Source organism: Marinobacter algicola DG893, from assembly GCF_000170835.1.
Taxonomy (GTDB): Bacteria; Pseudomonadota; Gammaproteobacteria; order Pseudomonadales; family Oleiphilaceae; genus Marinobacter; species Marinobacter algicola.
Genome location: NZ_ABCP01000001.1, coordinates 357,185 through 372,080, shown reverse-complemented (window position 1 = coordinate 372,080; position 14,896 = coordinate 357,185). Strand labels below are relative to the sequence as shown.

At 56.7% G+C, this 14,896-nt stretch carries 14 protein-coding genes and 1 pseudogene; 3 read left to right on the top strand and 12 right to left on the bottom strand.

Going from position 1 to position 14,896, the window contains the following annotated elements; translation table 11 throughout:
* Positions 1-11: 11 nt before the first annotated feature.
* The 3 genes from MDG893_RS01640 to MDG893_RS01630 form a co-directional block, all read right to left on the bottom strand.
* Entirely contained in the window at positions 12-1,889 is a 1,878-nt protein-coding gene (locus tag MDG893_RS01640) for an LTA synthase family protein (protein WP_244264365.1), read from the bottom strand.
* 289 nt (positions 1,890-2,178) lie between these two features.
* Positions 2,179-3,342 (bottom strand): AI-2E family transporter, encoded by a 1,164-nt coding sequence (locus MDG893_RS01635; RefSeq protein ID WP_007151966.1) that lies wholly within the window; start codon positions 3,340-3,342, stop codon positions 2,179-2,181.
* On the bottom strand, positions 3,326-4,153 hold the full coding sequence (locus MDG893_RS01630; protein ID WP_007151965.1) for a M90 family metallopeptidase: 828 nt from the start codon (positions 4,151-4,153) through the stop codon (positions 3,326-3,328). Before MDG893_RS01630 ends, MDG893_RS01635 begins: the two co-directional genes overlap by 17 nt.
* A 215-nt stretch (positions 4,154-4,368) precedes the next feature.
* Between MDG893_RS01630 and MDG893_RS01625 the strand changes: the two genes are divergently transcribed.
* Entirely contained in the window at positions 4,369-5,448 is a 1,080-nt protein-coding gene (locus MDG893_RS01625; protein WP_007151964.1) for an alpha/beta hydrolase, read from the top strand.
* A 9-nt stretch (positions 5,449-5,457) separates the two neighbouring features.
* Here the strand turns inward: MDG893_RS01625 and MDG893_RS01620 are convergent, their stop codons facing one another.
* From MDG893_RS01620 to MDG893_RS01605, 4 genes are all read right to left on the bottom strand, one after another.
* Positions 5,458-6,309, bottom strand: a complete 852-nt coding sequence (locus MDG893_RS01620; RefSeq protein WP_007151963.1) for a lipase secretion chaperone — start codon at positions 6,307-6,309, stop codon at positions 5,458-5,460.
* Positions 6,310-6,376: 67 nt separating this feature from the next.
* Positions 6,377-7,156, bottom strand: a complete 780-nt coding sequence (locus MDG893_RS01615; protein ID WP_007151962.1) for an SGNH/GDSL hydrolase family protein — start codon at positions 7,154-7,156, stop codon at positions 6,377-6,379.
* A gap of 178 nt (positions 7,157-7,334) precedes the next feature.
* Positions 7,335-8,360: a 2-dehydropantoate 2-reductase gene (locus MDG893_RS01610; RefSeq protein WP_040474204.1), complete on the bottom strand. Its 1,026-nt coding sequence runs from the start codon at positions 8,358-8,360 to the stop codon at positions 7,335-7,337.
* 106 nt (positions 8,361-8,466) lie between these two features.
* A complete protein-coding gene (locus MDG893_RS01605; RefSeq protein WP_007151960.1) occupies positions 8,467-8,808 on the bottom strand; it encodes a hypothetical protein in 342 nt (113 codons plus the stop codon).
* A 109-nt stretch (positions 8,809-8,917) separates the two neighbouring features.
* Between MDG893_RS01605 and MDG893_RS01600 the strand changes: the two genes are divergently transcribed.
* On the top strand, positions 8,918-9,721 hold the full coding sequence (locus tag MDG893_RS01600; protein WP_007151959.1) for a helix-turn-helix domain-containing protein: 804 nt from the start codon (positions 8,918-8,920) through the stop codon (positions 9,719-9,721).
* Positions 9,722-9,777: 56 nt separating this feature from the next.
* Entirely contained in the window at positions 9,778-10,449 is a 672-nt protein-coding gene (locus MDG893_RS01595; RefSeq protein WP_007151958.1) for an SDR family oxidoreductase, read from the top strand.
* A 20-nt stretch (positions 10,450-10,469) separates the two neighbouring features.
* Here the strand turns inward: MDG893_RS01595 and MDG893_RS01590 are convergent, their stop codons facing one another.
* The 5 genes and pseudogenes from MDG893_RS01590 to phnC form a co-directional block, all read right to left on the bottom strand.
* Complete coding sequence (locus MDG893_RS01590) at positions 10,470-11,330, bottom strand: LysR family transcriptional regulator (protein WP_007151957.1); 861 nt, start codon at positions 11,328-11,330, stop codon at positions 10,470-10,472.
* Complete coding sequence (locus MDG893_RS01585; RefSeq protein ID WP_007151956.1) at positions 11,324-12,334, bottom strand: phosphonate dehydrogenase; 1,011 nt, start codon at positions 12,332-12,334, stop codon at positions 11,324-11,326. The genes MDG893_RS01590 and MDG893_RS01585 overlap by 7 nt, the downstream gene beginning before the upstream one ends.
* 9 nt (positions 12,335-12,343) lie before the next feature.
* Positions 12,344-13,174 carry a phosphonate ABC transporter, permease protein PhnE gene (gene phnE, locus MDG893_RS01580; RefSeq protein WP_007151955.1) on the bottom strand — a complete coding sequence of 277 codons (831 nt, stop codon included), beginning with the start codon at positions 13,172-13,174 and terminating at the stop codon, positions 12,344-12,346.
* An 8-nt stretch (positions 13,175-13,182) separates the two neighbouring features.
* Positions 13,183-14,046 (bottom strand): phosphate/phosphite/phosphonate ABC transporter substrate-binding protein, encoded by an 864-nt coding sequence (gene phnD, locus MDG893_RS01575; RefSeq protein WP_007151954.1) that lies wholly within the window; start codon positions 14,044-14,046, stop codon positions 13,183-13,185.
* 13 nt (positions 14,047-14,059) lie between these two features.
* Positions 14,060-14,894 (bottom strand): annotated as a pseudogene (gene phnC / locus MDG893_RS01570) (phosphonate ABC transporter ATP-binding protein); the annotation flags it as partial.
* Positions 14,895-14,896: the final 2 nt, after the last annotated feature.

Genomic DNA, 14,896 nt, shown 5'->3' with positions numbered 1-14,896 from the left:
TTTCACTCTCGCTAATCATGATTGGGCCCTGACGGTACACCGGGTAGACCATACGAGCGATTGCTATAGAGTTTTAACGGCAGCAGAGCATGGGCAAGGGCTTTGTTGAACAGAGTTTCGGACGAAGCCTGTTGCAAGTATTGGGTCTGCCCTCGGTCTTTGGAGTAAACGCCGGCCAGAGGTGGCTGATCGGGGCGTAGCACCGTCACATTAAAGTGGTTGTCCATCCAGGCGTAGTAGTCATTGAACTGCATCATTGCCCGACCCGGTGCGTCCGGAAATGCCGCCAGGTCGCGACCGACCAGGGGATGTTCGCTGGTGATACCCATGAGAGACAGCAGCGTTGGCGCCAGGTCGATCTGGCTGGTGATTGTCTGGATTTTCCGGCCTTCAATGTCGGCCCCCAGAATCAACCCCGGAATCTGGAAATTCTTGATAGGCACCAGTTCATCACCCCAGACCCTGGCGTCATGGTCGGCCACAATCAGAAACAGCGTATCCTCCCAGTAATCGCTGTTGCGAGCGGATGCCATGAATTCGCCCAGGGCGTGATCCGCGTATTTGACGGCATTGTTGACCGTGTTTTTATCGTCGTCGTATGGCTCAATACGTCCGTCAGGAAACTCAAACGGCGTGTGGTTGGAGGATGAAAAAATCAGACGGAAAAAAGGTTTCCCCGAGGTATGCAGTTGCTTCAGCTCTTCCTGGGTTTTTTCAAATAGATCTTCATCGCTGACGCCCCAGCTTCCGGTAAAACTCGGATCGGTGTAGTCCTGCTGGTCGACAATCGTGTCGAAGCCATTACCGGTGAAAAAGCTGCGCATGTTGTCAAAGTGGGCCTCTCCCCCATAGATGAAGCCCGTGTCATAGCCTTTTCTTTTCAGCAGCTCGCCGAGTGTAAAGAAGTCGGTCTGGGACAGGGATAGTTTCACCACGCTGCGTGCGGGAGACGGCAGGAAGCCTGAAACGACGGCTTCGATGCCCCGCACGGATCTTGTGCCGGTGGCATACAGGTTTTCGAACCACCAGCCAGAATCTTTCAGAGCCTCCAGATGTGGGGTAACGGGTGTTCCACCGAGCGATTCCACAAAAGTCGCACCCAGGCTTTCCTCAAGCACGATCACCAGATTGAGCGGGCGTGATCGTGTCCGGGCCGGGGTTTGGTGATGCAGCGTTGGAAACCGGTCTGACTCGAATTCGGCGTTGCTCAGCCATGGTTCATTCCGTACTTCGTCCAGAATACGGGACATAGCCATGGAACCGTAATTGTCGCTGGCCTCTGCCTCGTGTTTAAGATTGTAGATCGCAAATGCCACGGACCAGGTCGAATTAAGAATCAGCGAGTTCACCAATGCATCGGAGGTTAGCGCAAACATGGCGGGATTCGCCGGCCGGTGGCCTGTTGTGGATCGAACGCTTATAAATACCAGGAGCACGACAATTGGCCATACCATTAAAGCTTTGCGGTAATGGCCAGGTTTGGCTTCCTTCAGCCATGGTCTCATCAGCCGGGCGAACAGCCATGTCAGAGTAATCACAATCAGCGTGCCCAGGACGACAGTGGTCAAATAGCCCTCCCAAAGCATGCTCAGTACTTCCCTGGGATAGTTCAGATATTCGATAAACAGCCGATTGGGGCGAACATCGTATTCGGCTATGAAAGTCGGGGTAGACAATTCCATGAAGAGGAACGTGCCAACCACGACCAGTGCCCAGAGAAAAGTAAGACGCTTCCAGACCGCCCAGCAATACTTATGGCCCAGAACCGGAAGGAGCAGCACCAATGGCGCCACGACCATGCCAGCCATGATCAGGTCCACCCGCAGGCCGTGAAGAAAAATATCGGGCCAGACGGAGGTCGTCTCGACCCGATCAAATTGCCAGGCCACCAACAAAGACCGGGACAGACCTCCGATGAGAAGAATAGTGCAAAACAGCATGAGTATTGGTGCATAGGCGCCGGCCCATCTGAACCAGCGATACACACATTCAGGCAGTGAAACTTTCCTTGCCGTCGATGAGGTAGGCATAACAGGACTCTACGTTTGAGGGAACACTCTGTGGGCTGAGTAATGGAAACGTAGAGTAAGGGATGATTTGTCAGTTTCAGGTCAGGGAATTGTCAGATATTCGTCAAATTCTGCCTCCGGATAATTGATCGCTAAACGGTTCACCTGCCTATTTGCCCAGCAATTCACCCACTGGGCGCAAATTAACCACATGGTCACACAGTGATTTGACGATCATCAGGATTGGAGTGGCAACCACAAGCCCCACGGGGCCCCAAAGCCAGCCCCAGAACAGCAGGCCGATAAAAATGGCAACCGCGTTAAGGCTGGAAATATGGCTGGTAAGCCAGGGCGTCAGCAGATAGCCCTGAATGCTGGTGATGGCCAGAGAAGTACCGGCAACGATGATCGACATTTCCAGTTCGCCAAACTGTATGAAGGCGGCCATACCCGTGCCCATGAGAACTAGGAACGGCCCCAGATACGGCACGGCACTGGCGATGCCGGCCAGAACGCCCCAAAAACCGGCTTGCTCAACGCCCAAGGCCATAAACGAAAGCCAGGTCAGCACGCCCACAAATACGGCACCTACAAACATCACAAACAGGAACTGCCTTACGCTGCGATGGAATTCGTTCATGATTCGGGCGGCCTTGCGCATTCGAGCAAAGGATGGCCCGGATATTTTGACGATCTTGCGTCTGTACAGTGAGCCAATGGCGAGCACAAAATACACCAGCAACAACGCGGAGAAGCACTGGGAAATCAGGACGAGTGCCGCTGGGGAACCCTGAAGCACGTAGTCTTTGATCTCGAGAGGTTCGTCCACCACGCGCACTGGCGTTGCTCCCGATTGGGATGCATCTCCGTTGTCCCGATCCGGACTGGCCGTGGCCTCAATTTTCTTCGCGGCGGACTGGGCTTTTTCCATCATGCTCTCGCCGTCTTTGGGGCGGCTGGCTTCATTTTTCTGAAACTGTTCGATGGCGACCGGTATCTTGTCCAGCATAGCCATCGCTTCCTGCTTCAGAGGAATACTGGCTCCGGCAATGATGCCAATCAACAAAATCAGCACCACAGCCGCCGCCAGTGGACGGGGTACTTTCAACCGGTTGATCGCGGCGACCAGGGGCTCTAGCGCGTAGCTGATTAATACAGCCACCACCAATGGCAACAACACCGCCTGGGCCCAGTCAATAAAATATAGGGTTGCGATACTGGTGAGTGTGATGAGTGACATGCTGCGCATGTTGACTGCGTCAATCAACGCCTGACCGTTCTGGGAACCGTCAGCCCCCGACTCATAACGCTTTGTCTTATCGCCGCTTTCCATGGGGTAATGCCTCCGTGTCTAATCGGTAAAACCGTTGCAGCGCTTCGTAAACTTCTGGCTGTTCCGCTTTCAGGTGTTCCGGCTGTTGGTAAAAGGCTTCCGTTAGCACCGCAAAAAACTCGGCGGGTTCGGTGGCGCCGTATGGGTCCAGCCAGGGCTTCTGGTGATGTTGAAGCGACTGTCTCAAGTGTTCATAGGCCCGAGTCATTGTTTCCTGCCAATGTCTTGCCTGTTCTCCGCTGAGTGGCGGAGCGCCGTCCGCAGTGCCGTCCAGATAGTCCAGCTGGTGGGCGAATTCGTGAAGAATGACGTTATGGTGCCCATCAGGGTTGACTGCACCTTCCTCGCACTGTGTCCAGGCCAGAACCACCTGTCCGTAACTTGAGGCTTCACCCGCACGAATCTCATTACTCTCGCTCACCACCAGGCCATCATGCTCAATATCCCTGACACGATAGGCATCCGGATAGACCAGAATACTGCGGATGTCGTCGAAGTCAGAATAGCTGCGGTTCATGATGAGCAGGCAGGCATGTCCCGCGATGGTCAAGCGCACAGTGTCGTCCATCTCGAACCCATCGCAGCCGTAAAAAGACTTTTCCGCCAGGAACAACTGTACATGCTGTTCCAGTTGTCGTTTCAGCTTGGCCGGCAACCCGGGGAACAGGGGCACCTGAGACTCAAGTGTCGCACGCCAGGTTTCCGGAAAAGGGGTCTGAAGCTGTCTCTCGCGGCGCCAGTTGCGGTAGAAAAACAGATAGAAAACCGAGGCGGCAATCACGGACAGCGCGCAGAGAGTGTAGATCAGCATGGGCAAGATTCCGAGGCCGTATGGTGATTTGACATTTTAGTTCAGTTTGCTAATTAAATAGGTGTTGGGTAGCAACATTCCCAAAGTGCGATTGAATTCTGATGCCGTTCATCATAGGGGGTTGGCGGGCGGCCGTCAGGGAACTTTTCGTTACTTCCTATCAGTAGTGGCCACCAGGTCGTTCCGTGGCATGGAAGCATAAAGGAATCTGCTCCATGTATATCGTGACCAATCGAACCGTCGATGAAAGCAAACACACCGAGAACGAGGCCTTTGGCAGTAAACCCATTGAAGGCCCCAACGAGTTGCGGCTGGCGGAGGCGTCCCGTCGGCGAAACCGCTGGCATATCGATATCCTGCCTGACCAGATCACGCCGCAAATGGCGAGGAGTGTCGATCTTAATCCCGACAATATCTATCCGGCCAGCGCCTATGTGGCCCGCAAATTGATCGAGAAACCCGACCAAGGCACTGGTGCGCGCCCGAACGGAAGAAACCTGTTGTTGTTTGTTCATGGCTACAACAACGATATGACTGACGTGCTTGATCGTGCCGAAAGGCTGGAGCAGAACTTCGGTGTTGAAGTCATTGTGTTCAGCTGGCCCGCCAATGGCGGAGGATTGCATGGTGTGCTCAGCTACAAGAGCGACAAGCGGGACGCCCTCGCCTCGGTAGGTGCATTCAATCGTGTGTTGGAGAAACTGGAAGCCCTGGTGAGCGACTTTCATGCGCAGTACGTGATCGATCTGGAGGCGCGCGCGGAAGCCCGGTTTGCAGACAACGCCGCCGCCTGGGACCGCTACTTTGCGAAGGAAGTCGAGAAGCACTGCCCATTCACTGTGAATCTGATGTTGCACAGTATGGGGAACTATCTCTACAAGCATTTGCTGGGGAGTTCTGTATACAGCGGAGATCGGCTGCTGTTCGATAACGTTGTGATGGTGGCCGCGGACACCAACAATGAAAACCACGCGGAGTGGGTGGACCGAATTCCCTACCGCAACCGCCTCTATATCACCATCAACGAAAACGACGGTGCCCTGAAGGCCTCTCGCCTGAAAATGGGCGAACAGCAAAAAGCCCGGCTTGGCCATTACCTGCGCCGGCTGGATTCCAGGGTGGCGACCTATATCGACTTTACCAGCCAGCCCCATGTGGGGGATTCCCACGCCTATTTTGAGGACTCGCCGTTAAAGAACGCGAAAGTTCTGGATTTCTTCAAAGCATCGTTGAATGGGAAAGTGGCTGAGAAGCCGACTCGGTATGATCCATCACGAAACGTTCACCGATTGTGATTGCGGACTTCAGTTAACCCCAAATCGCCGCTCTCGCTCAAACCGGAAGAATCCGTCCCGTTCTTCAAGGGCAATGGTTTTGGCAGAGCGCCCGAAGTGTTCTACACGCAAATCGTCCAGCGCCTCATCCAGTTGATCTCCGGAATAGCGCCGGGCAAGTTGGTTTCGTTCGGCCATGTAGGCTTTGCCATTTTGCCAGCGTTCGTTACGTTGCTGGTCCTGCTTTGAAAGGCGGCTGATGGCTTCTTCCGGATAGCCCATCTGGCGGCGCAGGCTGTTGATACGCTCCTGGCGGGCGTCTGCCGATAAGGTGTGGAGGTGGCTCTGAACAGCGTCGAGGCTGAACAGGGTGCGAGTCATCACGTCCGGGCCAATAAGCTGTCGGGCCATATCGTTGTTGTAAAGCTGTTCTACGGAGGTTTTAAGCTGGTGCGCGGTTTCTTCCGGAGTGATTTCGTGGGCTTGGTCCAGTCGCTGCAGTTCCGCCTGGAAGGCATCCTGATTCGCATGCATGGGAGACTCCCGCTCGCCCCATATACGGCTGGCGTCGTCACCGAACAGTGCCTCTCGTTTTTCCCAGAGCGCCGTCTGGCGTTCGAACATGGGCATGCCCTGCAACAGTAGCCGGTTGTCTTCCAGCCATTGCTCGTAAGCTGAGAGCTTTGCTAGGTCTTCTTTGCTCAGGGTTGATGACCCCTGCGATTGGGCCGGCGGTGATGTAGCTGGTTGGCCGGACAACGCCGGAGGGGGAGAGGTCTCGGACGTCAAAGGTTGCACGGGCGCCGTCAAAAGCCCAAGGATAAAGCCGGCCGTGGCCAGAATCACCACGGCCAGCCCTGCAAGCCAAAGGGATGTTTTCACGAAATATTTTCCTGTTCGCCGGTTGTCAGGGGGTCTTTCAACGTCTTTGAAAGGCCCCCTGGTTGAGTTACAGCAAAGGCTGGAGTTTTGGCCAGATCAGCTCTGCGATCTTTTGGGAGCCACTATCGGCCGGGTGTATGCCATCGAAGATGATGTCGCTCTCCGTCACCACCTGTCTTGGGTCCACGAAGGTGCAGTCAAGAGTGGAATATTCGCAGGCCCTGGCGAGGATTTTGTTGCCGTAGTCGACCGCCTGTTTCATGCTTTTAAGACGGAAAAGGCCGTTCTTGGTGTAGTAGTAGCCCACCAGCACGCCGTTCTCCACGCCCGCATCGGACAATTCGTTCAGATAGTTCACGCCGTCCACATACAGATCATCGATCAGATCCTTGCACTTGCTGCTGAGGCGGCCGAACTGATACCACTGGGTTTTGCAGTTGTATGGGTCAAGGGCAATCGCCGGAATAAGGATGTCGTTACCGCCGCCATTACCAACCATGGTGCGGATGTCGGGATTGTCCTCCTGTGCGGTGGCGAACTGCTCGACAACAGAGGGTGCGAGGAAGCCGCCGGTGAGTTCGGCGCCGGAGACCGTGTAGCGGCGGAAGGATTCCCCGGCCTTGGCTTCCAGTTCGTCCTGGATCTTCCCGGACAGGGCAAAGATCGAGTCGCCCAGGAATATCACCTGATCGTTATCCGCATCAGGGACCTGGGGATTGCTGAGCAGTTGTCCCAGTTGTCCGCAGCCTGTCATAGCCATGGCCATCGCAGTGACCGCCATTAGTCGAAACAGGGAATGGCGTTTGGAGAAGGTGTCTCTTTCGTCACAGTGTCGGATCTTGTTCATTATTGTGTCTCCGTTGTTGGGGATGAATGGTGCCTGGCGAGGCGCCATTCATTTGCAACTTGCACAAAATACGATCAGTGCGACAGGTCGGAAGTGGCCGTTTTTTTGTCTTTTTCGGCGGGATGAACTGGAGTGTGACTGGCCTCTCGAAACGATGTGTTCGCTTTTTAGTGGCAGGTTATGGCCTGGAGTGACCGGTGAGCTCATTCAGCAATTCAGAAGCACCCCAGGTTTTTTCTGTTTCCTCCCGTTGATGCATCAATCGCACGAGTTTGCGGTTGACCGGTGCGTCCGTGCCCAGCTTTTCGGCCAGTTTCACCACTTCTCCGTTGATCCAGTCAATTTCCGTTGGGCGCCCGGCCTGAAGATCTTCCCACATGGAGGAACGTGCAACAGGATCGATGGTGAGCATCCGTTTGGCCAGTCGGGTAAACAGCCAATCAGGTAGTGACATCACGGAAGGAATCAGTTTGGTAGTCAGGCCTGTGAGTTTTACCGTGGGTATGCCAGCCGCTTTAAGGAGTTCTAGTGTTTCTCTCTGAGCCATCGCCAGGCAGCGGCGATAGTCCCTTTGCGAGAGCTCTTCCAGCAGCGGAACGCCAGAGAGGGCGTTGACCGGGTTATTCAGATTGAGTAACAGCTTGGACCACATCACCGATTCGATATCGCGTCGCAGTTCCAGCGGGAGCCCGGCATGTTCAAACCAGGGCAGGGCATGTTCCAGCGACGGATGCCGGTCGGCCATCAGGTGGCCCTGAGTGCCTTGATGGAAATGCCCCGGCTCCTGTTGCAGCACGTTGAATGGAACCATCCCGGCCAATACGTTGGCGTTGGGCATAGCGGCCTGGAGGTGCTCTGCGTTGGAGATTCCGTTTTGCAGACTGACCACCGGTATGCCCTCGCTCACCCAGGGCGCGAGCTGTTTGCCGGCCTCGGAGGTGGCGGCGGATTTGACCGTTACCAGCACAAGATCGGCGTTGCCTGCCGCCTCGGCAAAGGTCACATACTGATGCTCGGCCAGCTGGCTGTGGAAGCGAAACCCTTCATAATCAGTGACCGTCAGTGGGGAGGTTCGAAGGCGCTCCTGCATGGCCTTTCGGCCTACCATGACCACGTTCACACCGGAAGAAAGCAGCCTGCCTCCGAGGTAACAGCCGATACTGCCAGCGCCAAATATAACGACCTTGAAAGAACTCTGCGTCACGGGCTTTGCCTTATTGTTTTCCCAAATAGTGGAAGGGCTGCCCGCGAGAGTCAACTGTCGGGACTCCGGCAACACGTTGGCGGAGCCTTGTTTCGGTAGTTCCGTGTCAGATGCTGTTCGGGTTCCTAGGCATGGCAACCAGCCGTTTTGGCTGGAAGGCCCGCAGTGTCAGATAGGCGAGTGGCGCAATCACGCCAAGGAGCGGCGTGGCGACCAGGAAGGGGGCAAAGCTCCTGAAATGCCCGCCCTGGGCAGCATGATCGCGGTACAGAAAGTACATCAGCAACAGCAGGGCTATGCCCAGATCAAGGACGACCTGCAGCGACTCCTTTTCGGTGAACAGGCTGAGGAACCATTGCCAAAAGTCCTGATCCGAGGTGGCCAGCACCCACAGTGTGAAGCTGGTGAACAGTACGAAAACCAGTGGGACGACGCGAGTCAGTATCATGGCAGTGTGCCTCCGTGTACGGGTTGTAAAAATTGGTTATGCTCTCGACAAAGATCATGCGCTTGTAGCCATACCGGCGCACTTCCCGATTAGGTAAAGGCCACGCAACATGACTGTCAGCGAAACGTCGATTTCCCGAGGTGGCGAACACAGCGCGTTTGGTCACAAGTTGCGGTATTGGCGACGCCACCGGGGCATGAGCCAGTTGGATCTGGCGCTGGAAGCGGACATATCACCCCGTCACCTGTCCTTTATTGAAACCGGTCGTTCCCGCCCCAAACGGGACTTGGTACTGAAACTGGCAGTAACCCTTGAGGTTCCCTTGCGTGAGCGCAATGAAATGTTGATGGCTGCCGGGCTGCCAGCGGCCTATTTCGAGGAGGACTACGACAGCAAGGAACTGGCGGTCTACCGCAGGGCTATTCATGAGCTGATCACCAATCATCAGCCATATCCCGCCTTGGTGCTCAATCGCTGGGGCGATGTGGTGGATGGCAACGCGACGGCGTTTCTGATGTTTCCTGAGTTCAAAGTAGACCCGCCTGCCAATCTCTACCGCGAGTATCTGTCCTCAACGAAATGGAAAGAATTGGTCGTAAACTGGGACGAGGTGGCATGGGCGGCCTATGAGCACCTGGTCAATGACGCCTCCCGTTACCAGGGGGACGAGCGCATGCAGTCGCTTATCCAGGAAGTCCAGGGCTTGTTGCGAAATACCCCCAGGCCAGAATTGATGCCGGACAGCCCATCCATCCATACGCGCCTGAACATGGGAGGAGATATTCTGGAAACCACCACAATGATTGCGCACTTCGGGCCCGTGAACGATGTGTTTCTCTCGGAGCTACGGGTCGAGATGATCTTTCCCGCCAACGACAGTGCCCGGCGATTTTTCTCTCAACTTGAAGGTTGAACACTGCAGTGGTTAGTCCGTATAACGGACCTTTAGCCAAATAACCGGAGGTTTTCATGCCTGAACAAAGAACCGTTGTGATTACCGGCGCCAATCGCGGCATCGGCCTTGAGTTGGCCCGTCACTTTGCAGGTGAAGGCTGTGACGTGATTGGCGTATGCCGGGAAGCGTCGTCCGAGCTCAAGGAGGTGGCGACTCGAGTCATTGAATCTGTTGACGTCACCACGGCAAGCGGACTTCAGTCTTTGATTGACGGAGTGAAGGGGCTGTCGATCGATCTGCTGATCAATAATGCCGGCCTGCTGCAGGATGAAAAGCTGGGCAGCATTGATTTCGATTCCATTCGTACCCAGATGGAAATCAACGCTTACGCGCCATTGAGGGTGGCGGAAGCGCTGGTGTCCCAGATACCGTACGGCGGTAAGATTGCCAACATCACCAGCCGGATGGGCTCCATCGCGGACAACGACTCTGGTGGCCGCTATGGCTATCGTGCGTCCAAGGCGGCGCTGAACGCCTTTGGCAAGTCCCTGGCGATGGACCTTAAACCAAAGGGCATTGCGGTGGCCCAGCTCCATCCCGGTTATGTGCAAACCCGCATGGTGAACTTCGGCGGACTGATTACGCCCGAGGAGTCCGCAAAGGGCTTGGCTGCGAGAATCGAGGGCCTGAACCTGGAAAACACGGGCTCCTTCTGGCACAGCAATGGTGAGGAACTGCCCTGGTAATAACTTGCCAGGGGCCTCGCTCAGTGGCATAGGTGGCTGACAAAGCTGGAGACCGGTGGATGCCGGGCAATCGTCTCGGGGCAGATAACCACCAGTTCCTTGGCAAGCCCGGGATCGCTGACGGGGATGGCTCGCAGGGTGCCTGCTCGCACTTCGTCAGTGACCGAAGCAGCCAACACCAGCGAAATACCCACCCCCGCCTTGACCGCCTGCTTTACGGCTTCGGTACTGCCCAGTTGCATCGATACCTCCGGAAAAGGCCCGTCGTCGCCAAAGAAATTAGCCAATAAACGGCCAGTGCCGGTCCCTGGCTCGCCGCCCAGCAGCGTCATTCCTGCCAGGGCTTCCCGGTTGATCTGCGTCATATCGGCACAGGGGTGGCCAGGCGGCACAATCAGCACCACTGGCTCCTGTTTCCAGTCACGGGCCTGGAAACCGGGCTTGGGGTGCCACCACTCCATGACTGCGATATCCAATTCGCCGCTGGTGAGCTGTCGTGCGATGGCGGGGTTGTTGTCGATCACCAGATCCACGTGCGGCGAGGTCTGCCGGTCCATGAAGGAGCGAACGTGAGGCTGCAGCATGTAGATACCGATGTTGGAGCTGGCACCTACCCGCAGACTTGTTCCCGTGACCGCCTCCCGCGCGCGTTGGTCCAGGCGTAACATGCTTAGGGTGAACGGCATCAGCGCCTGGGCCGCCCTGGTGGGTTCGCAACCGGACTTGCCGCGTTGGATCAATAATACGTCCAGCTGCTCCTCCAGTTTCTGAATGTGCTGGGATAGGGTGGGCTGGGCGATGCCGAGGTGATTGGCGGCGGCCTGGAAACTGCGGTGCTGAACGAGGGTGATAAAACTCTTGAGCCAGACCAGGTTCAGCATACTGTTCCCTTGGGTTCGAGCGGTGAGTTGACCGCGTCCTGGGGCTGATGGCCTCTGAGCGCCTGAAGGATGTTGTCGGCTGCCCGCAGTTCGATGGCAAATCTCACGTCCCTGACGGCCGAGCCCGTGTGTGCTGTGAACAGGGTGTTCGGGTGGGCCAGCAGTGCCGGATCAATCCGCTGCGGGCGGTCCGGTCTGGCCCAGTCTTCCATTTCAAACACGTCCGCCGCGTAGCCACTCAGATGTCCGTACGTCAGCGATTGCAGAACGGCTGCCTCGTCCACGACGGAACCCCGGCAGGGATTGATCAGAAAACTACCGCGTTTCATCTGGCGCAGGCGGTCAGCGTTGAGCGTGTGCAGGGTATGTTCATTAAGCGCCAGGGCCAGTATGACGATGTCGGATTCGGCCAGCAGGTCATCAAGCTCTGACCTGGAAAGGCCCAGGGCGCCTTCTTCGGCAGCCGGTAGGCTTTCCGGTTGTGAGTACAGTACTCGTGCGCCCCAGCCCTGGAGCCGTGTAGCCACGGCTTTGCCGATGGCTCCCATGCCCACAATACCAATGGTCGAGCCTTCAATGCCGAGGCCATAGAATTGAGGCTGCCAGCCCTGGAATTCTCCGGAACGGACGAACTGGTCTGCTGGCCGGATCTGGCGAATCAGGCCTATGGTTAATCCAACGGTGAGTTCGGCGGTGGGCACGGTCAGCAAATCGGGCACGAAGGTCAGCCAGACTCCGTGACGGGTGCAGGCATCCACGTCGAAGTTATCGAATCCCTTCAGGGCAGCGCCGATCACTTTCAGGTCGGGGCAGGCCACCAGAAATTCCTCGCTAACGCGATCTGGCATAAACGCCATCATGGCATCGGCCGTAGCCGCGCGGGCTCTCACCGAATCCGGTGGCAGGGTGACGGCAGACTGGTTAGTGATCAGCTCGCAGTGGGGCTCCAGGCTGGCAAGTATACTGTCGTGGACCCGGTGGGTGATGACAACTCTTGGTTTCATTCGCTGTCCTTATTTGAATGTCTTACGGAGGTGGCCGCTCAGGCTGTCCACCATCGTTACCATCAGCAGTATGACAATGAGGATGGCACTGACTTCCTGATACTGCATGATGCGCAACGACCCCATGAGCTCGAAGCCGATACCGCCGGCACCGACCATGCCCATGACGGTGGAGGCGCGAAAGTTGTATTCCCAGCGATAGATAGACACATCGGCAAACTGTGGCAGCACCTGCGGCAGAACCGCGTGCCAGAGTACTTGCAAACGCGTGGCTCCGGAGGCATCAGCGGCCTCTACGGGGGCTTCATCCACATGCTCTATGGCTTCTGCGAAGAACTTGCCGACCATACCGATTGAATGCAGGCCAAGGGCCAACACCCCTGGCAGTGCGCCAAAACCCACGGCCGCGACGAAAATAATGCCCATGATGAGTTCCGGTACGGAACGCAGGCCGTTCAGCAGGGTGCGGGTCAGGTAAAATACAGCAGGGTGGGGCGTGGTGTTTCGGGCTGCCAGAAAGGCCAGGGGCACGGAGGCCGAAACCGCAATCGCGGTGCCGGCGATGCTCATCGCCAGTGTGTCCAGCAGGGGCGACATCCAGTCCATCACATTGGTGAAATCAGGTGGTAGTGACTCTCGCAACAGGGTGGCGATCGCGGGAACGCCGTTGGCAAGGGTGCGGAAGTCAAGCAGGTCCACGTACCAGCTGGCGAAAAAGACCACCGCCAGTACCAGGCCTGCCTGCCAAAGCTTGCTCCGCCAGCCCCGTGCGTGTTCGTCCAGCACGGAAGCCGACGGAGCCGGCGACAGGGCCGCCGGTTCCGTCGTCGTGTGAGTCATAAAGCCTCTTACATCTTCGCGAAATCAAGGTTGAGCAGGCCGCCCATCTTGCGGATCACGTCGTAGTCGGAATCCTCGATAGCGGCAAACCCCTCGGCCTTAAGGTTGTTCAGGATTTCTTTGTCATTAATGCTGATGAAGGCGTCGCGTATCTTTGCCTTGAGGTCCGGGTTAAGGTTTGACCGCATGGCCCACGGATACTGTGGGAACTCGCCGCTGTAGCCAAGAATCCGGACGTTATTGCGATCAATCAGGCCGCGGTCCATGACATGCTGAAAGATCACTTCCGACAGGCCGCCGGCCTCAGCATTGCCGTTGGCCACGTTCACCGCAACGGAATCGTGGCTGCCGACGAAGTGGGCTTCATAGTCCCTGTCTGCTTCCAGTCCGGCAGATTCAAGCAGCACCGTTTTGGGGATGAGGTGGCTTGAGGTGGAGGCGCGATCGCCATAGGCCATATTCTTGCCCTTGATATCGTCATAGGACTTCACGCCCGAATCCGCATTGGCGATGAGGATGGAGCGGTACGTGGGTTTGCCGTCCACAATCATGGCGGCGAAGGGCTCGATGTCGCTTTTGCTCTTTGCCATCACGTAGGACAGTGGGCCGAAATAGCCAAGGTCGATACGGCCGAAGCGCATGGCTTCGATCATGGACGAATAGTCCGTTGTGACGATCAGTTCCACTTCTTTCCCGAGGGTGCTTTCCAGGTAGTCTTTCAGGGGCTGGTTGCGCTTGATCAGTTCAGAGGCATTTTCATCGGGGAGCAGGGCGACCTTCAGCAGATCCGGGTTGGGGTCTGCCGCGGAGGCCTGCATGTTCATTCCCATCATCAGGCAGAGCACTAACACTAGGTTGAATAACGGTTTCATTGGGCGATCTCCAGTTGCTTGGTGGGATGGTTCGATGGTTGAGGGTGGGAGGTCTGCGCGGCGGTCTTGCCGGGGTCGGAAACTGCAACGCTCGCGCTGTGGTAGATCTCATCAAGATGGTGTTGCTCCAGCTTTGCCGGTTCCGCATCGAATACGATCCGGGCGTTTGCCAGGCCGATGATGCGATCGGCAAACCGCCGGGCGTACTCCAGCTGGTGCAGTGAAATTACCGCGGTGATACCGTCCTCCCGGCAGATATCGCGCAAGAGTGTGAGTACCCTTTCGGACGTCGCCGGGTCCAGACTGGCGACAGGCTCATCTGCGAGGATCATGGACGGCTGTTGCGCCAGGGCGCGGGCGATACCCACCCGTTGTTGCTGGCCGCCAGACAGTTGATCCACCCGCGAAAGGGCCTTTTCGCCAAGACCAACACGCTCCAGGCAACGCAAGGCGTACTCCAGTTCCGCCCTCGGTAGGGGAAACAGGCTGCGCCATGTACTGTGGTAGGCAAGCCGGCCTGTGAGTACGTTCTGGAGCGCGGTATGTCGTTCGATGAGTTGGTGGTGCTGGAAGACCATGGCAGTTCTACATCGGTGCCGGCGGACCGTCCTGCTGGTCTTCAGGGTGCCGAACTCAGCCGAGATCACCGTGCCGGTGGTGGGTTGCACCAGATGATTAAGTGAACGCAGAAGGGTCGATTTGCCCGCGCCCGAAAGGCCGAGTAGTACCGTAAACTCACCTTTGTGGAACTCGACGGTGGTAGGCCGCAGCGCCAGGACGTTGCCGGGGTATGTTACTCCCATGTCCTCGATGCGGAGCATCATATCGAGGGAATGCACAGACGGCATGG

Excerpts from the sequence above, each read along its gene's own strand:
- MDG893_RS01600 (WP_007151959.1), top strand. The coding sequence starts at position 8,918 with ATGACTGTCAGCGAAACGTCGATTTCCCGAGGTGGCGAACACAGCGCG.
- MDG893_RS01630 (WP_007151965.1), bottom strand. The coding sequence starts at position 4,153 with ATGCTGATCTACACTCTCTGCGCGCTGTCCGTGATTGCCGCCTCGGTT.
- MDG893_RS01615 (WP_007151962.1), bottom strand. The coding sequence starts at position 7,156 with ATGAACAAGATCCGACACTGTGACGAAAGAGACACCTTCTCCAAACGC.
- MDG893_RS01595 (WP_007151958.1), top strand. The coding sequence starts at position 9,778 with ATGCCTGAACAAAGAACCGTTGTGATTACCGGCGCCAATCGCGGCATC.
- MDG893_RS01605 (WP_007151960.1), bottom strand. The coding sequence starts at position 8,808 with ATGATACTGACTCGCGTCGTCCCACTGGTTTTCGTACTGTTCACCAGC.
- MDG893_RS01585 (WP_007151956.1), bottom strand. The coding sequence starts at position 12,334 with ATGAAACCAAGAGTTGTCATCACCCACCGGGTCCACGACAGTATACTT.
- MDG893_RS01635 (WP_007151966.1), bottom strand. The coding sequence starts at position 3,342 with ATGGAAAGCGGCGATAAGACAAAGCGTTATGAGTCGGGGGCTGACGGT.
- MDG893_RS01590 (WP_007151957.1), bottom strand. The coding sequence starts at position 11,330 with ATGCTGAACCTGGTCTGGCTCAAGAGTTTTATCACCCTCGTTCAGCAC.
- MDG893_RS01625 (WP_007151964.1), top strand. The coding sequence starts at position 4,369 with ATGTATATCGTGACCAATCGAACCGTCGATGAAAGCAAACACACCGAG.
- phnD (WP_007151954.1), bottom strand. The coding sequence starts at position 14,046 with ATGAAACCGTTATTCAACCTAGTGTTAGTGCTCTGCCTGATGATGGGA.
- phnE (WP_007151955.1), bottom strand. The coding sequence starts at position 13,174 with ATGACTCACACGACGACGGAACCGGCGGCCCTGTCGCCGGCTCCGTCG.